This window comes from Mycetocola reblochoni REB411, assembly GCF_900163835.1.
In the GTDB taxonomy this organism is placed as follows: domain Bacteria; phylum Actinomycetota; class Actinomycetes; order Actinomycetales; family Microbacteriaceae; genus Mycetocola_B; species Mycetocola_B reblochoni.
In genome coordinates this window covers 24,743-40,809 of the sequence record NZ_FUKR01000004.1, presented here as the reverse complement: position 1 = coordinate 40,809, position 16,067 = coordinate 24,743, and the positions used below count along the sequence as shown (strand labels likewise).

17 protein-coding genes are annotated in these 16,067 nt (G+C 73.2%); 4 read left to right on the top strand and 13 right to left on the bottom strand.

Annotation, left to right across the window (positions count from 1 at the left end):
- The 4 genes from FM119_RS00625 to FM119_RS00610 form a co-directional block, all read right to left on the bottom strand.
- The coding region (locus FM119_RS00625; protein WP_087135757.1) for an adenosylhomocysteinase at positions 1-1,537 on the bottom strand (1,537 nt) is incomplete at its 3' end.
- A gap of 2 nt (positions 1,538-1,539) precedes the next feature.
- Positions 1,540-2,658, bottom strand: a complete 1,119-nt coding sequence (locus tag FM119_RS00620) for a GuaB3 family IMP dehydrogenase-related protein (protein ID WP_087135756.1) — start codon at positions 2,656-2,658, stop codon at positions 1,540-1,542.
- Positions 2,659-2,724: 66 nt separating this feature from the next.
- Positions 2,725-3,750 (bottom strand): hypothetical protein, encoded by a 1,026-nt coding sequence (locus FM119_RS00615; protein ID WP_087135755.1) that lies wholly within the window; start codon positions 3,748-3,750, stop codon positions 2,725-2,727.
- Positions 3,751-3,826: 76 nt separating this feature from the next.
- Positions 3,827-4,117, bottom strand: coding sequence for a helix-turn-helix domain-containing protein (locus FM119_RS00610; protein WP_087135754.1), 291 nt, complete (start codon positions 4,115-4,117; stop codon positions 3,827-3,829).
- 64 nt (positions 4,118-4,181) lie between these two features.
- On the opposite strand from FM119_RS00610, the gene map reads away from it, so the two are divergent.
- Positions 4,182-4,958 carry a type I methionyl aminopeptidase gene (map, locus tag FM119_RS00605; protein ID WP_087135753.1) on the top strand — a complete coding sequence of 259 codons (777 nt, stop codon included), beginning with the start codon at positions 4,182-4,184 and terminating at the stop codon, positions 4,956-4,958.
- Positions 4,959-5,102: 144 nt separating this feature from the next.
- Here map and guaB read toward each other — a convergent pair whose 3' ends face one another.
- On the bottom strand, positions 5,103-6,602 hold the full coding sequence (gene guaB / locus FM119_RS00600; RefSeq protein ID WP_087135752.1) for an IMP dehydrogenase: 1,500 nt from the start codon (positions 6,600-6,602) through the stop codon (positions 5,103-5,105).
- Positions 6,603-6,845: 243 nt separating this feature from the next.
- Between guaB and FM119_RS00595 the strand changes: the two genes are divergently transcribed.
- On the top strand, positions 6,846-8,867 hold the full coding sequence (locus tag FM119_RS00595; RefSeq protein ID WP_143822585.1) for a glycosyltransferase family 2 protein: 2,022 nt from the start codon (positions 6,846-6,848) through the stop codon (positions 8,865-8,867).
- 55 nt (positions 8,868-8,922) lie between these two features.
- Positions 8,923-10,089, top strand: coding sequence for a hypothetical protein (locus FM119_RS00590; RefSeq protein WP_087135751.1), 1,167 nt, complete (start codon positions 8,923-8,925; stop codon positions 10,087-10,089).
- A 6-nt stretch (positions 10,090-10,095) separates the two neighbouring features.
- Here the strand turns inward: FM119_RS00590 and FM119_RS14350 are convergent, their stop codons facing one another.
- The 3 genes from FM119_RS14350 to groES all read right to left on the bottom strand — a co-directional run bounded on the left by FM119_RS14350 (position 10,096) and on the right by groES (position 11,469).
- Positions 10,096-10,335: an EamA family transporter gene (locus FM119_RS14350; protein ID WP_338065645.1), complete on the bottom strand. Its 240-nt coding sequence runs from the start codon at positions 10,333-10,335 to the stop codon at positions 10,096-10,098.
- Between the two features lie 31 nt (positions 10,336-10,366).
- On the bottom strand, positions 10,367-11,056 hold the full coding sequence (rarD, locus tag FM119_RS00585; RefSeq protein WP_338065644.1) for an EamA family transporter RarD: 690 nt from the start codon (positions 11,054-11,056) through the stop codon (positions 10,367-10,369).
- Positions 11,057-11,172: 116 nt separating this feature from the next.
- Positions 11,173-11,469 carry a co-chaperone GroES gene (gene groES, locus FM119_RS00580; RefSeq protein WP_087135750.1) on the bottom strand — a complete coding sequence of 99 codons (297 nt, stop codon included), beginning with the start codon at positions 11,467-11,469 and terminating at the stop codon, positions 11,173-11,175.
- Positions 11,470-11,644: 175 nt separating this feature from the next.
- Here groES and FM119_RS00575 point away from each other — a divergent pair, with 175 nt between their 5' ends.
- Positions 11,645-12,850 carry a class I SAM-dependent methyltransferase gene (locus FM119_RS00575; protein WP_087135749.1) on the top strand — a complete coding sequence of 402 codons (1,206 nt, stop codon included), beginning with the start codon at positions 11,645-11,647 and terminating at the stop codon, positions 12,848-12,850.
- 117 nt (positions 12,851-12,967) lie between these two features.
- Here the strand turns inward: FM119_RS00575 and FM119_RS00570 are convergent, their stop codons facing one another.
- From FM119_RS00570 to tsaE, 5 genes are read right to left on the bottom strand one after another with little or no spacing between them, the layout of a single operon-like run.
- Positions 12,968-13,276 carry a hypothetical protein gene (locus tag FM119_RS00570; RefSeq protein WP_087135748.1) on the bottom strand — a complete coding sequence of 103 codons (309 nt, stop codon included), beginning with the start codon at positions 13,274-13,276 and terminating at the stop codon, positions 12,968-12,970.
- The gene (gene tsaD, locus FM119_RS00565) at positions 13,273-14,337 is read right to left on the bottom strand and encodes a tRNA (adenosine(37)-N6)-threonylcarbamoyltransferase complex transferase subunit TsaD (RefSeq protein WP_087135747.1); all 1,065 of its coding nucleotides are present in this window, start codon (positions 14,335-14,337) and stop codon (positions 13,273-13,275) included. The genes FM119_RS00570 and tsaD overlap by 4 nt, the downstream gene beginning before the upstream one ends.
- The gene (rimI, locus tag FM119_RS00560; RefSeq protein WP_245827150.1) at positions 14,334-14,954 is read right to left on the bottom strand and encodes a ribosomal protein S18-alanine N-acetyltransferase; all 621 of its coding nucleotides are present in this window, start codon (positions 14,952-14,954) and stop codon (positions 14,334-14,336) included. The genes tsaD and rimI overlap by 4 nt, the downstream gene beginning before the upstream one ends.
- Entirely contained in the window at positions 14,951-15,562 is a 612-nt protein-coding gene (gene tsaB / locus FM119_RS00555; RefSeq protein ID WP_087135746.1) for a tRNA (adenosine(37)-N6)-threonylcarbamoyltransferase complex dimerization subunit type 1 TsaB, read from the bottom strand. Before tsaB ends, rimI begins: the two co-directional genes overlap by 4 nt.
- A gap of 10 nt (positions 15,563-15,572) precedes the next feature.
- The gene (gene tsaE, locus FM119_RS00550) at positions 15,573-16,043 is read right to left on the bottom strand and encodes a tRNA (adenosine(37)-N6)-threonylcarbamoyltransferase complex ATPase subunit type 1 TsaE (protein WP_087135760.1); all 471 of its coding nucleotides are present in this window, start codon (positions 16,041-16,043) and stop codon (positions 15,573-15,575) included.
- Between the last annotated feature and the right edge of the window lie 24 nt (positions 16,044-16,067).

The window sequence follows — 16,067 nt, the reverse complement described above, 5'->3', positions numbered from 1 at the left end:
CGCCCGGCGGGATGGCGGGTCCGCCGAGCAGCTGGCGCAGCGCGGCGAGCTGGCTCGCCAGGGAGAGGTCCATCACCTCGACCGCGTTGCCCTCCCCCGCGGCGTAGTTGACGCCGTCGCCGTCCGCGAGCAGCAGCAGCGTGCGCCCGTCGGGGGCACGGAGCAGGCCGATGCCCTCGACGGCTGCGACGTCGGGTCCCCCCGCGGCGGCGCAGTCCAGCCGCCGGTAGCCGGCGTCCGCCAGCTCCCCGAACGCGACCTCGCCGTCGACGCCGCCGGCCACCGCGATCACCGCCGCGTCGGGTGCCGCATCGAGAATGTCGCGGCCGAGCGTCGCCCTCCGGCCGCTCGCGCTGATCAGCACGTCGGCGTCGGCCGCGGGCACGGCGTCGCCGACGTCGAAGCCGCGGTGCAGCGCGGCCATCGCCCGCAGGGGGTCCGGCTCGACGACGGTGACCACGGCGCCGAGCGCCCGCGCGGCCTCGGCCGTGCCCTCGCCGACCGGCCCGAAACCGTAGACGCTCCAGCGGGTTCCGCACTGCCCGCGGGCGCGCGGCCGGGCACGGTCGAGCAGGTCGGCGACGGCGAGGACACAGCTGTGCCCCGTGCCGTGGCGGTTGTCGACGCCCGTCTTGGTCGAGGCGTCGTTGACGGCGACGACAGGCACACGCAGCTGGTCCCCCATCGCCGCGGCCGCCCGGACGCCCGACGTCGTCTCCTCCGCCGCGAGCAGCCCCGCCAGCACGCCCGGTCGCTCCAGGTGTGCGAGCCGGAGGAGCTGCGCTCCGTCGTCGATGAGGAGGTCGGGCTCCGTGTCGAGCGCGGCGAGGGCGTTGCGCCGGTCGATCGCCGCGCGCTCCGCGGCGACGACGGGACCCTCCGCGGCGTGGACGACGAAGCCGGAGCGGCGCAGCACCGCCGCGACCTCCCCGTCGGTCTCCGCGCAGTTGGCGAACAGGACGGGGTCGGCCCCCGCATCGCGCAGCGCACGCGCGAGCACAGAGGTCTTCGGCTCGAGCACGAGGCTGACCAGGACCCGCCGTCCGGCGAGCAGCCCGCGCTCCGCGAGCTCGGCGGCGAGCGCGCGGGTGACCGGCATCCGCTCCGCCGCCCAGCGCATCCGCCCCTCGGCATCGCCCCGACGTCCCGGGGCTCCGGCGCCCGTGAGGGGCGGAGCGTGGACGTCGACGGGCACGCCGAGCACGCCGTCCCCCCGACGTCGGACGCCGGGCCGGACCGGCGTCCCGTCCGACCACCGTGCGGCAGCACCGGGGAGCGCATCGACGACCAAAGGAGCACCGACACCGTTCCATGCCTCGGTCACGACCACGACGTCGCAGTCGGCCGGGACGGGGGCGGCGGTCCCGCGCCCGGGGGTCGCGACGACCCTGGCGCCGAGCCCGCCGAGGATGCGTCGGACGCCGTCCGCGACATCACCGTCGCCGGGCACGACGATGCGCAGCCCGGCGAGGAAGCCGTTCGTGGCCGAGGCGAGGGCGCGGACCACCCGTTCCGCGGCGAGCGCGGCGTCGGTCACCGCTACCGGGCCGTGTACGGGGCCACGACGACCTCGACGCGCTGGAACTCCTTCAGGTCGGAGTAGCCGGTCGTCGCCATCGACCGCCGCAGGGCGCCCGCGAGGTTGGCGGTGCCGTCGGCGACGGTCGCGGGCCCGTAGAAGACCTCCTCGAGCGGGCCGCGGGTGGGCACCTCGACGCGGTTCCCACGCGGAAGCGTGGAGTGGTGGGCCTCGGCGCCCCAGAGGTAGCCGCCCCCGGGCGCGTCGGATGCCCGGGCGAGCGCACCGCCGAGCATGACGGCGTCGGCGCCGCAGGCGATCGCCTTGACGATGTCCCCCGCCGTGCCGAGGCCGCCGTCGGCGATGACGTGCACGTAGCGGCCGCCCGACTCGTCCATGTAGTCCCTGCGCGCGCCCGCGACGTCGGCGACCGCTGTCGCCATCGGGGCGTGGATGCCGAGCGTGGCGCGCGTCGTCGACGCCGCGCCACCGCCGAAGCCCACCAGCACGCCGGCCGCGCCGGTGCGCATGAGGTGCAGCGCAGCCGTGTAGCTGGCGGCACCGCCGACGATCACGGGGACGTCGAGCTCGTAGATGAACTTCTTCAGGTTGAGCGGCTCCACCGTCTTGGACACGTGCTCGGCCGAGACCGTCGTCCCCCGGATGACGAAGAGGTCGACGCCGGCCGCCACCACGGTCTCGTAGAGCTCCTGGGTGCGCTGCGGGGAGAGCGACCCGGCGACGGTGACGCCCGCGGCACGGATCTCCGCCAGACGTGCGGTCACCAGTTCCGGCTTGATCGGCTCGGAGTAGATCTGCTGCATGCGGGCGGTCGCGGCCTCCGGCGGGAGCGAGCGCAGCTCGGCGAGGACGGACTCGGCGTCCTCGTACCGCGTCCACACGCCCTCGAGGTCGAGCACGCCGAGACCGCCGAGGCGGCCGATCTCGATCGCGGTCGCGGGCGAGACCACCGCGTCCATCGGCGCACCGATGAAGGGGGTGTCGAAGTGGTAGGCGTCGATGCCCCACTCGATCGACACGTCCTGGGGGTCGCGGGTGCGCCGGGAGGGGACGATGGCGATGTCGTCGAAGGAGTAGGCGCGACGTGCGCGCTTGGAAACGCCGATCTCGATCTGCATGCTCACCCGCCCAGCCTAGCGGCCGCGCCGACGGGCGGCGAGCGGCCGCCCGGCCCCCGACTGCGCTCAGGCGGCAGGGGGGAAGGGCAGGCGACGGGCGGAGTCGCCGAAGCCGACGACGAGCTCTGCGCCGTCGAGCACGATCTCCGACCAGCGCGGAGCCGTCCAGTGCTCGAGCCCGATCCCGTCGGGGGCGTCCGAGCTGACCAGCGGCGTCCGGGCGTTCCAGCCGAAGCTGGACACTCGTGTGAACGGGCGGGCGCCGTCGGTCTCGCGGGCGTCGGCCGCGGCACCGTCGTCGGGTCCGTCCGGGTCCACGACGGAGACGGTGAGCGCCGACAGCGTGCCCTGCTCGATGCTGAGCTCCACGAGGACGGGCCGTCCGTCCGGGGTGTGGGCCCGGACGACGACCGGGTGGGTGTAGCTCGCCAGCGGCGAGCGGGGCGCGGAGTCGTCAACGCGGATCGCCAGCCAGTCATCGCCGTCGGGGTCGTCGCCGTCGGCCGCGAGCGCGGTGTCGAGCTGGCGGGCGAGCGCTCCCCCGTCGATGCGGTCGTCTGCCGTGATGATGGCCGTGAGGATCCGGCTCGCCGTCTCGGGCAGGGTGCCAGGCCCAGACTCGGGTTCGTCGTCGCCCCACACGGAGGCGGACAGCGCCGAGCGCTCGACCGTCGCCGCGCTCGCGAGCTGGACGGCCACCGTCGCCGCGGCGACGAGCAGGCGGGGCCGGCGGACGCCACGGCGGCGGAGCCCGCCGACGACGCGCGCGTCGACGCGCTCACTCATCTCGGCCAGTCCGAGGGAGAGCCCCGCCGCGCCGGCGGCGAACCCCGGCGTGGAGGAGCGCATCGGCCACTCGGCCGTGCGCATCGACCACGCGGTCATTCCTGCGGCGAGCGCCGCCTCGCTGACGCGGAAGACGGCACGACGCCCGGGCGTGAGACGGGCCGGGTCGACGAGGGCGAGGCCGCCGAGCGCCGCGGCGAAGCCGATCTCGACCGCCCAGCGGCGACGCCGCGCCCGAGAGTCGCCCGCGGCGTCGTCGGCGGCGGCATAGCGGACGGCGGACCCGAGCGACGGCGTTGCGTTCATGCCATCAAGCGTAGGCCCGCAGAGTTCCCCGCGGGAGGGGAACCGCGAGGGAATGGCACCACGGGAACCGCGCGGCTCAGGAGGCGCGCCGCTCCCCCGGCTCCGCCTCGGCTCCCGGCGTGCGCTCCGCGGCGAGCTCCGACCAGATCGCGTCGAGTGACAGCCCGAGGACTCCGGCGACCGCCGCCACCGTCGCGAACGACGGGGTCGCGACGCGTCCGGACTCGATCTTCCGCAGCGTCTCCGGCGACAGCCCGGCGTCGAGCGCCACGGCGAGCATCGTCCTGTCCCCCCGTGCTCCTCGGAGCAGCGCGCCGAGGCGGCGTCCCCTGTCGATGTCGTCGGCGGTGAGCGGTGTCCTGACCATGATCCAATAGTAATACCGGGATAGTATGACCGGTATAGTTTTCACAGATCGGAAGGGAACGGACATGATCGAGATCCTGAGCACGGCGGAGCTCGCCAGGGCCCGCGCGACGGGCGCGCTCGTCGGCACCATCCTCCACACGCTGCGGTCACGTGTTGTTCCCGGCACCACCCCGCTCGACATCGACCGCTGGGCCCGGGAGCTGATCCTCGACGCCGGGGCGGTGTCCTGCTACGTCGACTACGCCCCGTCCTTCGGCCGCGGACCGTTCGGGCACTACATCTGCACCTCCGTCAACGACGCGGTGCTGCACGGCATGCCCCACGACGTCGCGCTCGCCGACGGCGACCTGCTCACGCTCGACCTCGCGGTCACACTCGACGGCATCGCGGCGGACGCCGCCATCAGCTTCCTCGTCGGCGACGCCAGGCCTGCGGGCAGCGTCGCCCTCATCGACGCGACCGAGCGCGCGCTCGCCGCCGGCATCGCCGCCGCACGACCAGGGGCCAGGATCGGCGACATCTCGGCGGCGATCGGCGCGGTGCTGGACTCGGCCGGATACCCGATCAACACCGAGTTCGGCGGTCACGGGATCGGCAGCACCATGCATCAGGACCCCCACGTGCCCAACACGGGACGCCCGGGGCGGGGCTACCCGCTTCGCCCAGGGATGCTGCTCGCGCTCGAGCCCTGGGCGATGGCGGACACCGACCGGCTCGTCACCGACGCCGACGGCTGGACGCTGCGTTCGGCGACGGGCGCGCGCACCGCGCACAGCGAGCACACCGTCGCGATCACCGAGGACGGCGCCGAGGTCCTCACGCGCGCACCGCGCGGCTGAGCCCGCCCGAACGGTGCACGTCGCCGCCGCCGCATCCGCACGGCTGCGCTGCGCGAACGGACGAGGCCCTCCCGATCGGCGCAGCCGTGGTCGGGAGGGCCTCGTCGGCCGCCCTCCCCCGCAGGGGCGGGCGCTCGGCCGGGGTCAGCGGTAGTTCGGCGCCTCGACGACGATCTGCACGTCGTGCGGGTGCGACTCCTTCAGGCCCGCGGGCGTGATGCGCACGAACTTGCCGCGCTGCTTGAGCTCGTCGATCGTGCGGGCGCCGACGTAGAACATCGACTGCCGCAGTCCGCCGATCAGCTGGTACGCGACGGCCTCGACCGGTCCACGGTAGGGCACCTGGCCCTCGATGCCCTCGGGGATGAGCTTGTCGTCGCTCGGCACATCCGACTGGAAGTAACGGTCCTTGGAGTACGAGGTCTTCGTGCCCCGCGTCTGCAGCGCGCCGAGCGAGCCCATTCCGCGGTACGACTTGAACTGCTTGCCGCCGACGAAGATGAGGTCGCCGGGGCTCTCGTCCGTCCCGGCGAGCAGCGAGCCGAGCATGACGGTGTCCGCACCGGCGACGAGCGCCTTGGCGATGTCGCCCGAGTACTGCAGGCCGCCGTCGGCGATGACGGGGACGTCGGCGGCACGGGCCGCGAGCGAGGCCTCGTACACCGCGGTCACCTGGGGGACACCGACACCGGCGACGACACGCGTGGTGCAGATCGACCCCGGTCCGACGCCGACCTTGACGGCATCGACGCCCGCGTCGATGAGGGCCTGCGCCCCGGCGCGGGTCGCGACGTTGCCGCCGATGATGTCGATGTGGGCGAAGCTCGCGTCGGACTTCAGCCGCGCGATGATGTCGATGACGCCCTGGCTGTCGCCGTTGGCCGTGTCGACGACGAGAACGTCGACGCCCGCGTCGCGCAGCGCCTCCGCCCGCTCCCAGGCGTCGCCGAAGAAGCCGATCGCCGCACCCACGCGCAGCCGGCCGTCCTCGTCCTTGGTCGCCAGGGGGTACTGCTCGCTCTTGACGAAGTCCTTGACCGTGATGAGCCCGCGCAGCACGTTGTCGTCGTCGACGAGCGGGAGCTTCTCGATGCGGTTCTGCGCGAGCAGGGCCTGCGCCTCCTCCGGCTGGACGCCGACACGGGCGGTGATCAGGCCGGACGTCGTCATGACGTCGCGCACGAGGGTGGTCGGCTTGGCCGAGTCGAGGACGAAGCGCATGTCGCGGTTGGTGATGATGCCGACCAGGACGCCGTCCTCGTCGACCACGGGCAGCCCGGAGACGCGGAACTGGCCGCACAGCGCGTCGACCTCGGCGACCGTCGCGTCGGCGGTCGTCGTCACGGGGTTGGTGATCATGCCCGACTCGCTCCGCTTGACGCGGTCCACGTGCTCGGCCTGGTCCTGGATGGACATGTTGCGGTGCAGGATGCCGATGCCGCCCTGCCGGGCCATAGCGATGGCCATGCGCGACTCCGTCACCGTGTCCATCGCGCTGGAGAGCAGGGGCAGGTGCAAGCGGATCCGCTTGGTCAGGCGCGACGCGGTGTCCGCCTCGCTGGGGATGACGTCCGTGTGCGCGGGGAGCAGCAGCACGTCGTCGTAGGTGAGTCCGACAAAGCCGAAGGGGTCGTTCTGTGTCACGTGTGGGTTCCGTCCCTGCGTCGCGTCGGCGCCGAGGGCGCCGCGTCCTGATCCGTGTACCAATCCTAACGCCGTCTCGGGAGCCGTATTCCGCGCCTCGGGCGCCGGGCCGGGGCTGTCCCGTGACGACACTCCGCGGGGCCGGCGCCGGCGATCGGCACGGAGGGCGCCGACGAGCCGAGGCGGCGCAGTCACGAGCGCCGGCGGTTGGAGTTTCCGCGCGGTCTCCACGACAATCGACTCATGTCGCGCCCCCACGCCCCGGCTCCGGAACCGTCCCCTGACGACGCTCCGTCCCCGGCCTCCGCCCCCGTCGACGGGGGACGGATCCCGCCGACGGAGCTGCAGGTCGCCAGGGAGAGCGCGGAACGCAGCGGGCGCACGGTCGAGGACGTCCTCGCCGAGCTCGGCCTTCTGGATGCCGCGCCGGCGTCCGCGGCAGCCACCGGCGCCGCCACCGAGGCCCCGGTCGGCCCCGCCGCCGCGCCCGCGCCAGCGTCCGCTCCGGCCACGGCCACCACCCCAGACCGGGGCACGACGGAGAACGGCAGGACCGTGCAGCCCGCGGCCGCCACGACGGCCCCGGCGACCCCTGCCCCGCACCTCGACGAGACGACGACGATCGTCCCCGCCCCCGACCGCGCGGACGCCGCCTGCACGGCACGCTCCGCCATCGACGGCGGATTCCTCATCACCACGGAGACCGAGGGCGACGGCGTCGTCGTGCTCGTCGACGAGGGACTGACCACCGACCAGGCGTGGCTGGACGCGCGCGCGGCCGAGATCGGCCGGCCCGTGCACGTGCGACCGACGCCCCCGTGGGTGCTGAAGAACCGCATCGTGCAGGCGTTCCCCGCCGAGGTGGCCGACAACGCCGCCAACGAGCTGTACCGACGCAACCCCCTGCTGTCCGCGCGGGAGACGTTCTCCCGCGGGCAGAAGATCGGCGGGATCCTGCTCGTGCTCGCCTTCCTGGCCGGGCTCGTCTTCGCCGCGGTGCCGACGATCGTGATCTCCGTGGCCGCGCTGTCGCTGATCTTCCTCGCCGGGACCGCGTTCAAGTTCTTCGTCGCCATGCGCGGGGCCCGCTTCGACGTCGTCGAGCGGGTCAGGGACGACGAGGTCGCCGCCCTCGACGACGACGAGCTGCCCACCTACACGGTCCTCGTCCCCGTCTTCCGCGAGGCGAACATCGTCGCCAACCTCATCGAGAACCTCGGCGGCATCGACTACCCGGCGCACAAGCTGGAGATCCTCATCCTCATCGAGGAGGAGGACGACGAGACCCGCGGCGCCATCACGCGCGCGCAGCCGCCGGCGAACATGCACATCGTCACGATCCCGGCCGGCCAGCCGCAGACCAAGCCGCGCGCCTGCAACGTGGGGCTCGCGCTGGCGACGGGCGAGTTCCTCGTCATCTACGACGCCGAGGACCGGCCGGACCCCGACCAGCTGAAGAAGGCCCTCATCGCCTTCGGCAAGGGCGGGCCCACCACGGTCTGCGTGCAGGCGGCGCTGAACTACTTCAACGCCACCGAGAACGTGCTCACCCGCATGTTCACGCTGGAGTACAGCTTCTGGTTCGACTACATGCTCGGCGGGCTCGACTACGCGACCCTGCCGATCCCGCTCGGCGGGACCTCCAACCACTTCCGCACCGACGCGCTGCGCGAGCTGGGCGGCTGGGACCCGTACAACGTGACGGAGGACGCCGACCTGGGCATCAGGGCGAGCGCGCTGGGCTACCGCGTCGGCGTCGTGAACTCCACGACGATGGAGGAGGCCAACACCTCCATCCCCAACTTCATCCGCCAGCGCAGCCGCTGGATCAAGGGCTACATGCAGACCAGCCTCATCCACGCCCGGCGCCCGTTCGGCCTGATCAGGGAGATCGGCCTCAAGCGCTTCGCCGCGTTCGTGCTGCTGATCGGCGGGACCCCGCTGAGCTTCCTCGCCGTGCTCCCGCTGCTGGCCGTGACCGTGCTGTCGCTGTTCGTGCCCCTCGCCGCGGTGAACGCGATCCTGCCCGACTGGGTGCTCTGGGTGAGCCTGCTCAACTTTGTCGTCGGCAACTGGCTGATGGTCTACCTGAACATGATGGGGACGTTCAAGCGGGGCACCTTCAACCTGCAGCTGTGGTCGCTGCTCAACCCCGTCTACTGGATCCTGCACTCGATCGCCGCGTACAAGGGGCTGTGGCAGCTGCTGACCAAACCGCACTACTGGGAGAAGACCGAGCATGGCCTCACCACGCAGAGCCACTGAGGCGGCCGCTCCGGTGCGCCCGCGCCCGCCGCGGACGGGGAGCCTCCCTGCGGTCGTGAGCACGGCGACGGGCGCGATCCGCACGATCGCTCCGAGCACGGTCAGCGGCGGGTACAACGTCCGCTTCGACCCGTACCCCTTCGACTCCCGGCTGCGCTGGCTCGTCCGGCTGCTCGCCGCGGTGCCGTTCCTGCTGCTGGTCGCCCTCGCCGACCCACGGCTGTGGGACGGGCTGTCGTCCCCCAACGCGGCGCTCATCGAGCACGCCAGGTCGATCGCCTTCACCGGGTCGACGGTGACATGGATGGAGAGCCTGTACCCGCCGCTTCCGACCATCGCCGCAGCACTGCTGCCCTGGGGGACGACCGGTCTGGCGGTGGTGGGCGCCCTCGCCGCCGGCGCCTTCACGCAGCGCATCATCGAGGTGCTGCACCAGCACAGGGCGGGCGCGTTGCTGGGCACGCTGTTCACCCTCGCGCTCGTGGCCAACCCGCTGTTCGCCTACACGGCGACGCAGAACCTTCCCGCGTTCCTGTCGATCATGTTCTTCGGCATCGGCCTCAACGACACGGTGCGCTTCATCACCTGGCGCAACACCCAGGCGGGCTTCCGGGCAGGCCTCTACCTGATGCTCTCCGCGCTGTCCGACACGAGCGGGCTGGCCTTCGTCGCCGCCCTCGTGCTCGCCGCGCCGCTGTTCACCCTCGGCCGCCGGGGCGAGCGCGGCGTACGCACGGCGAACAGCGTCGTGCTCGGCTTCCCGACCGTGGCCGTTCTGGCGACCGTGCTGTTCCTGCAGCTGGCGTTCCTGCACCGGTGGCCGGCCGGCGACAGCTTCGGCTACAGCGCGGACGCCCTGCAGGGCCTCGTCGACACGACCCACGACCTGCGCTGGCTCGGCCTGCTCGCACCGCTGCTGTGCCTGTACGCGCTCAGCCTCCTGGTCAGGCGCCCGGGCGCGATGCTCGTCGGCAGCCTGCTGTTCGCCCTGGTCATGGCCGGGTTCGTCTTCGGCCTGGTCCCGACGGGGTCGGCCGGAAACAGCTTCATCATCCTCACGCTCGTCATGATCGCGATCCTTCCCGCCGCGCGGACCAGGAGGATGACGACGGGGATCGCGATCGTCGCCGCCGTGACCGTCCTCGTGCCGTGGCTCGCCGCCCTGACCCGCACCTCGGTGATGGAGTGGACGGGGACGCTGTTCACCGCGCTGCCCTGGTAGCCCCGCTCAGCAGGGTTCGGTGCCGACGGCCGCACGGCCCCGGCGGGCCCCGCGGACCGCGTCGACCATGATCAGCACGACGGCCACCCAGATGAGGACGAAGCCGGCCAGGCGCTCGGGCGGCATCTCCTCGTGTAGCACGACGACACCGATCAGGAACTGCAGGATCGGAGCGACGAACTGCAGGAAGCCCATCGCGACCAGCGGCAACCGGCGCGCCCCGGCGGCGAACAGCAGCAGCGGCACGGGCCGTCACCGCCCCGGCGGCGGCGAGCACTCAGAAGTGCGCCGGCCCCTCGCTCCACAGCGTGAGCCGACCCGAGGAGGCGATCACCGCGACGATCGCGAGGGCGAGCGGGGTGAGCCACAGGGTCTCGACGGTGAGCCCCGACACTGCGTCGACCCGCGGACCGACGGCCTTCTTGACCAGGCCGTAGAGGCCGAAGCTGCCCGCAAGCGCGAGCGAGAGCCACGGGACGCTGCCGTAGCCGACCGCGAGGACGAGCACCGCCGCGACGGCGACGGCGACGGCGACCCACTGCGTCGCCCTCAGCCGCTCCCTGAGCACCGCCACGCCGAGCAGCACCGTCACGATCGGGTTGATGAAGTAGCCGAGGGACGCCTCGACGACGTGCCCCGTCGTGGCGGCGATGACGTAGACGAGCCAGTTGACGAAGATGAGCGCGGCCGCCAGGAGCATGAGGAGCATCGTGCGGCGGTCGGCGAGCACCCGGCCGAGACGGCGCCACCCCCGTGCGACGGCGAGAAGCGCCAGGCAGAACAGCAGCGCGAACACGACCCGGACGCTGACGATCTCGAGCGGCCCCGCCGGTTCGAGAAGCAGGAAGTACAGCGGGAGCACGCCCCAGAGCAGGTAGGCGCCCGCCCCGGCGAGGAGACCGGCCCTGGCCCCGTCCGCCTCGGAGCTGTCCGGGGGCGCGGGCGACGGCGACGGGGTGGTGCTCACCCCTCGACCGTATCGCCGGGACGCCGGCCGACACGATCCGGCGTCGCCGCGTGACGCCGCGCACGCGCAGGGCCCCCGCGCCGAAGCGCGGGGGCCCTGGACGTCAGTGCCGTCGTCTAGCGGACGACGACCGCCAGCACGTCGCGGGCGGGGAGGACGAGGAACTCGTCCGCACCGAACTTGACCTCGGTTCCGCCGTACTTGGAGTACAGCACGCGGTCGCCGACGGCGACGTCGAGGGGGACGCGGTTGCCGTTGTCGTCGATGCGACCCGGCCCGACGGCCACGACCTCGCCCTCCTGCGGCTTCTCCTTGGCGGTGTCAGGGATGATGAGCCCGGAAGCAGTGGTCTGCTCCGCCTCGACCTGCTTGATGACGATGCGATCCTCGAGCGGCTTGATGGAGACCGACACGGTTGACCTCTTTCTTGAACTCAGTACGTCGTGATTTAGCACCCTCGTCGTGAGAGTGCTAACGCCAGTTTAGAGCGATCCTGGCACTCATGCAACGCGAGTGCCAACCGGTGTCGCCCGGCGTCATCCGGGCACCGCGGCCCGCGCTCCGGAGGCGATCCGCTACCGTTGGCTGGTGGATTCCAACGAGCTGCGCACCCTGCTCACCCCCTCGGGTCTCGAGCTGCTGGACGCCGTGACCGCTCAGGGCGAGACCGATCCCGTGCGGCAGGTGACGGCCCTGAGGGCTGCGGGCCACAGCCCCGAGCTCGTGTCAGTCGTGCTGGGTCAGGCGTCGCTGCGGCGCAGGGCGAGGGCGAAGCTCGGCGAGTTCGCCGACCGCATGCTGTTCACCCCCTCCGGGCTGGAGCAGGCGAGCAGGCTCCGCGTCGCCGCCCGCCATGCCGGCCGCTACCGGGCCGCAGGCATCACCCGAATCGCCGAGCTCGGCTGCGGCATCGGCGCGGACACGCTCGCCTTCGCCGGTGCCGGCGCCGACGTCCTCGCGGTCGACGCGGATGAGGTCACGGCGGCCATCGCCGGGTACAACCTGGCGCCGTTCCCGTCCGTGACCGTCGAGCACGCGCGCGCGGAGGACACCGCGCTCGACGAGGTCGACGGCGTCTACCTCGACCCCGCCAGGCGCACGGCGGGGCACAGCGGTACCCGACGCCTGACCGACCCGGACGACTATGCGCCCTCGCTGTCCTTCGCGTTCGATGTGGGCCGCCGGCTGCCGACGGGCGTGAAGCTCGGGCCGGGCTTCGACCGCGCGCTCATCCCCGACGACGCCGAGGCGCAGTGGGTGAGCGTCGACGGCCAGCTCGTCGAGATGGGCCTGTGGTTCGGCACGCTCGCGCGCGAGGGCGTCAAACGCAGCGCCCTGCTGCTGACTGCGGACGGCGCACACGAGCTCGCGGCGGAGCACGACGCGGCCGACCCGGAGACCCGGCCCCTCGGCGGCTACCTCTACGAGCCGGACGGCGCCGTCATCCGTGCCCGGCAGATCGGCACCCTCGCGGAGCGCATCGGCGCGGGCACGATCGACGCGAGCATCGCGTACCTCAGCTCCGACGCCGCCGTGTCGACGCCGTTCGCCCAGGGCTTCCGCGTGCTGGACACGCTGCCGCTCGACCAGAGGACGATCCGCCAGGAGCTCGCCCGCCGCCGGGTCGGCACGCTCGAGATCAAGAAGCGCGGCGTCGACATCGACCCCGCCGCCTTCCGCACCGGGCTCAAGCTGAAGGGCCCGGAGGCGCTGAGCCTGATCCTCACGCGCGTCAGCGGCGTGCGGACGGCCATCATCGCCCAGCGCCTGGGCACGGGAGGGCGAACCGCCTGACGCCGCCCCGGCCACCAGGGCCATGCCGTGCGGCGGTCGCGCGGCCGCCGCGCCCCCGGCGGTGGACCGGTTCCGCCCGCGGTGCGAGCGCGCCTCCGCCCCCGGCTCGGGCGCGCCTCAGCCCGCGGTAAGGGTGAGCACGACGAGCGAGTGCACCATCCAGCCGACCGAGAGCAGCAGCCCGATCGCACCGAAGACCACGCCGCCGATGGCGTTGCCCGTGTGACCCTGCCCCCGCACCGCCGCGACGACGCCGAGCACGATCGCGAGGACCGCGAGCGGAAGCGTCCAGCCGCACAGCACCCCTCCGACCGTCGACACGATCCCCAGTCGCAGCGCCAGCCAGGAGCGTCCGCCCCGCGACGCCGGGTCGGAGGTGAACGGCCAGCTGCCGGCCGTCGGCGCGCCCTCCGCGGCGGAGATCACGCGCGCCCCGCCTGCACCTCGGTGACCGGGAGCGTCGAGTCTGCGGGAACGCCGAGGTCGGACGGCGCGCGACCCGCCCTGATCAGCTGCGCCCCGAGCGCCGCGATCATCGCACCGTTGTCGGTGCACAGGGAGAACGGCGGGATGCGCAGCTCGACACCGGCGGCGGCCGCCCGCTCGTGGGCGAGATCCCGGATCCGGGCGTTGGCGACGACGCCGCCGCCGAGCAGCAGCCTCGGCACCCCCGTGTCGGCGCAGGCGTTCAGCGCCTTCGTCAGCAGGACGTCGGCGACGGCCTCCCTGAAGCTCGCGGCCACGTCGGCCACGGGCACGGGCTCGCCTGCGTCCCTGCGCTTCTCCACCCAGCGCGCGACCGCCGTCTTCAGCCCGGAGAAGGAGAAGTCGTAGCGGTGCGCGGCCATGTCCTTGGGCAGGCTGAGGCCGCGGGGGAACCGGATCGCCCTCGGGTCGCCGTCTGCGGCCACGCGGTCGATCTGGGGGCCGCCCGGGTAGGGAAGGCCGAGGATCCGCGCGACCTTGTCGAAGGCCTCGCCCGCGGCGTCGTCGATGGTCTCGCCGAGCAACTCCACGTCGTCGACGATGTCGCGCACGAGCAGCAGCGAGGTGTGTCCTCCCGACACCAGGAGCGCCACCGTGGGGTAGCTCAGCGGCTGCCCCTCGGCCGCGAGCACGTCGGCGCCGACATGGCCGACGAGGTGGTTGACCGCGTAGAACGGCACGCCGAGCGAGAGCGCCAGCGCCTTCGCCGCCCCCACGCCGACCATGAGCGCGCCGGCGAGCCCGGGGCCGCTGGTCACCGCGACGGCGTCGATGTCGTCGAGGCTGAGCCCCGCCTCCGCGACCGCGGCCGTGATCACCGGGCCGATCGCCTCCAGGTGCGCCCTGGCCGCGACCTCGGGGACCACACCGCCGTAGCGGGCGTGCTCGTCCATCGAGGAGGAGATGACGTTGGCGAGCAGCTCGGTCCCGCGGACGATGCCCACGCCCGTCTCGTCGCAGCTGGTCTCGATGCCGAGGACGACGGGTGCGTCGCGGTTCATGCTGCTCCTGTGCTGTCGTCGGTGTCGCTTGTGTCGTCTCTGTCGTCGGGGTCGCCGATGCCCTCGTTCCGGGGCGGCCCGAGCGGCGCGACGGGCGTGCCGGATCTGGCGGGCGCGGCGAGTCTCGCCCGCATGACGAGCGCGTCCACCCCCTCCGGCTGGTAGTAGCCCGGTCTGACCGCGATCTGCTCGAAGCCGAGAGAGCGGTACAGGCCCTGCGCGACGGGGTTGTCCTCCCTGACCTCGAGGAACAGCTCCCTCGCGCCCCGGCCGGCGGCGAGCGCCATCAGCTCGCTGACGAGCAGCCGGCCCCAGCCCCTGCCCCGCGCCGCGTCGGCCACGGCGATCGTCTGGATGTCGGCGTCGCCCGAGCGCTCGGGTGCGAGCACGCCGCCGTAGCCGAGGACCGTGCCGTCCTCCCCGGCGATGACGAGGTAGCCGGTGTACTCCGAGTCGAGGTCCGCGGCCATCGCACGCTCCGACCAGGCGTCGCGGGGGAAGCTGTCGCGTTCGATGCGCATGATGCCGTCGAGGTCTCCCCGTTCGGCCCCGCGCAGAAGCGCCGGATGGTCGGGATCGCCGATTCGCCTGGCCGCGGGAGCCGGTGCCGCGCTCACGTCGTCACCCGCTTCGGACCCGCCGAGGGCGTGACGTCGGGCGAGCGCAGGTAGAGGGCGGACAGCGCGGGGAACTCGACGCCGTCCCTCAGTCCGGCCGCCGCGATCGCCCCCAGGCGCCCGGCATCGACGGCGGTCGCCGCCACATGCTCGCCGTGCAGCTCCAGCTCGGCGGGCACGACCAGTCCGGGGCCGTCGACGCGTCGGGCCTGACCGCCCTCGACGAGGTAGCGGGACCAGTACAGCTCGCGCCGGCGCGCGTCCGTGCTCACCGTCAGCTGCCCCTCGCCCCCGGAGAGGGCCCACTCCGCGGCGATGGCGTCGTGGCTGACCAGCCGGAGGAGCGGGACACCGCGCCCAAGCGCGAACGCGGTCGCGGCGGCGATGCCGATGCGCAGGCCGGTGAACGGTCCAGGACCCATGCCGGCCACCACGGCGGTGACCCCGTCCGCCCCGATGCCTGCCGCGGCGAGGGCGTCCCTGATGAGCTCGCCGATCACCTCGGCGTGGCGCATCGTGTCCGTGACGCCGAGCGAGGAGCGCACCTCACCCGACGGCGAGACGACCGCGGCACTCGATCCGATGGAGGTGTCGATCGCCAGGAGCATGACCCCGAGTCTACCGCCGGGAGCCCGCCTCGACCCGGCGCACGAGGACGGTCCGCGGCGCGTCACCGGCGAGCGCCTCGGCGTCGGCGTCATCGCCCTGCCCGGCCCCGTCGCCCCGGTCCGCATCCGACCCCGTCGGCCGCGTGATGACCAGTTCCGTCCACTCCGAGGCGACGGCGGCCGCGGCATCTGCCCCCCACTCCATGAGGACGACGGAGCTGTCGAAGGCGATGTCGAGGTCGTCCAGCTGCAGCGGGTCGCTCAGCCGGTAGGCGTCCACGTGCACGAGCGGCGCCCCGCCGACCAGGCTGGGGTGCGTGCGTGCGAGCACGAAGGTGGGGCTCGTGACCGGGCCCCTCACCCCGAGCCCCTCGCCGATCCCCCTGCTCAGGGTCGTCTTGCCCGCGCCGAGCGGTCCGGTGAGGACGAGCAGCGCGCCCGCCGACAGCCCCCGGCCGATGCGGACGCCCAGCGCGTGCATGTCCGCGGCCGTCGCGACCCGGTA

Excerpts from the sequence above, each read along its gene's own strand:
- tsaD (WP_087135747.1), bottom strand. The coding sequence starts at position 14,337 with ATGAACCGCGACGCACCCGTCGTCCTCGGCATCGAGACCAGCTGCGAC.
- tsaE (WP_087135760.1), bottom strand. The coding sequence starts at position 16,043 with ATGCACGCGCTGGGCGTCCGCATCGGCCGGGGGCTGTCGGCGGGCGCG.
- FM119_RS00595 (WP_143822585.1), top strand. The coding sequence starts at position 6,846 with ATGTCGCGCCCCCACGCCCCGGCTCCGGAACCGTCCCCTGACGACGCT.
- FM119_RS00620 (WP_087135756.1), bottom strand. The coding sequence starts at position 2,658 with ATGCAGATCGAGATCGGCGTTTCCAAGCGCGCACGTCGCGCCTACTCC.
- map (WP_087135753.1), top strand. The coding sequence starts at position 4,182 with ATGATCGAGATCCTGAGCACGGCGGAGCTCGCCAGGGCCCGCGCGACG.
- FM119_RS00615 (WP_087135755.1), bottom strand. The coding sequence starts at position 3,750 with ATGAACGCAACGCCGTCGCTCGGGTCCGCCGTCCGCTATGCCGCCGCC.
- tsaB (WP_087135746.1), bottom strand. The coding sequence starts at position 15,562 with ATGCTCCTGGCGATCGACACCTCCATCGGATCGAGTGCCGCGGTCGTC.
- FM119_RS00610 (WP_087135754.1), bottom strand. The coding sequence starts at position 4,117 with ATGGTCAGGACACCGCTCACCGCCGACGACATCGACAGGGGACGCCGC.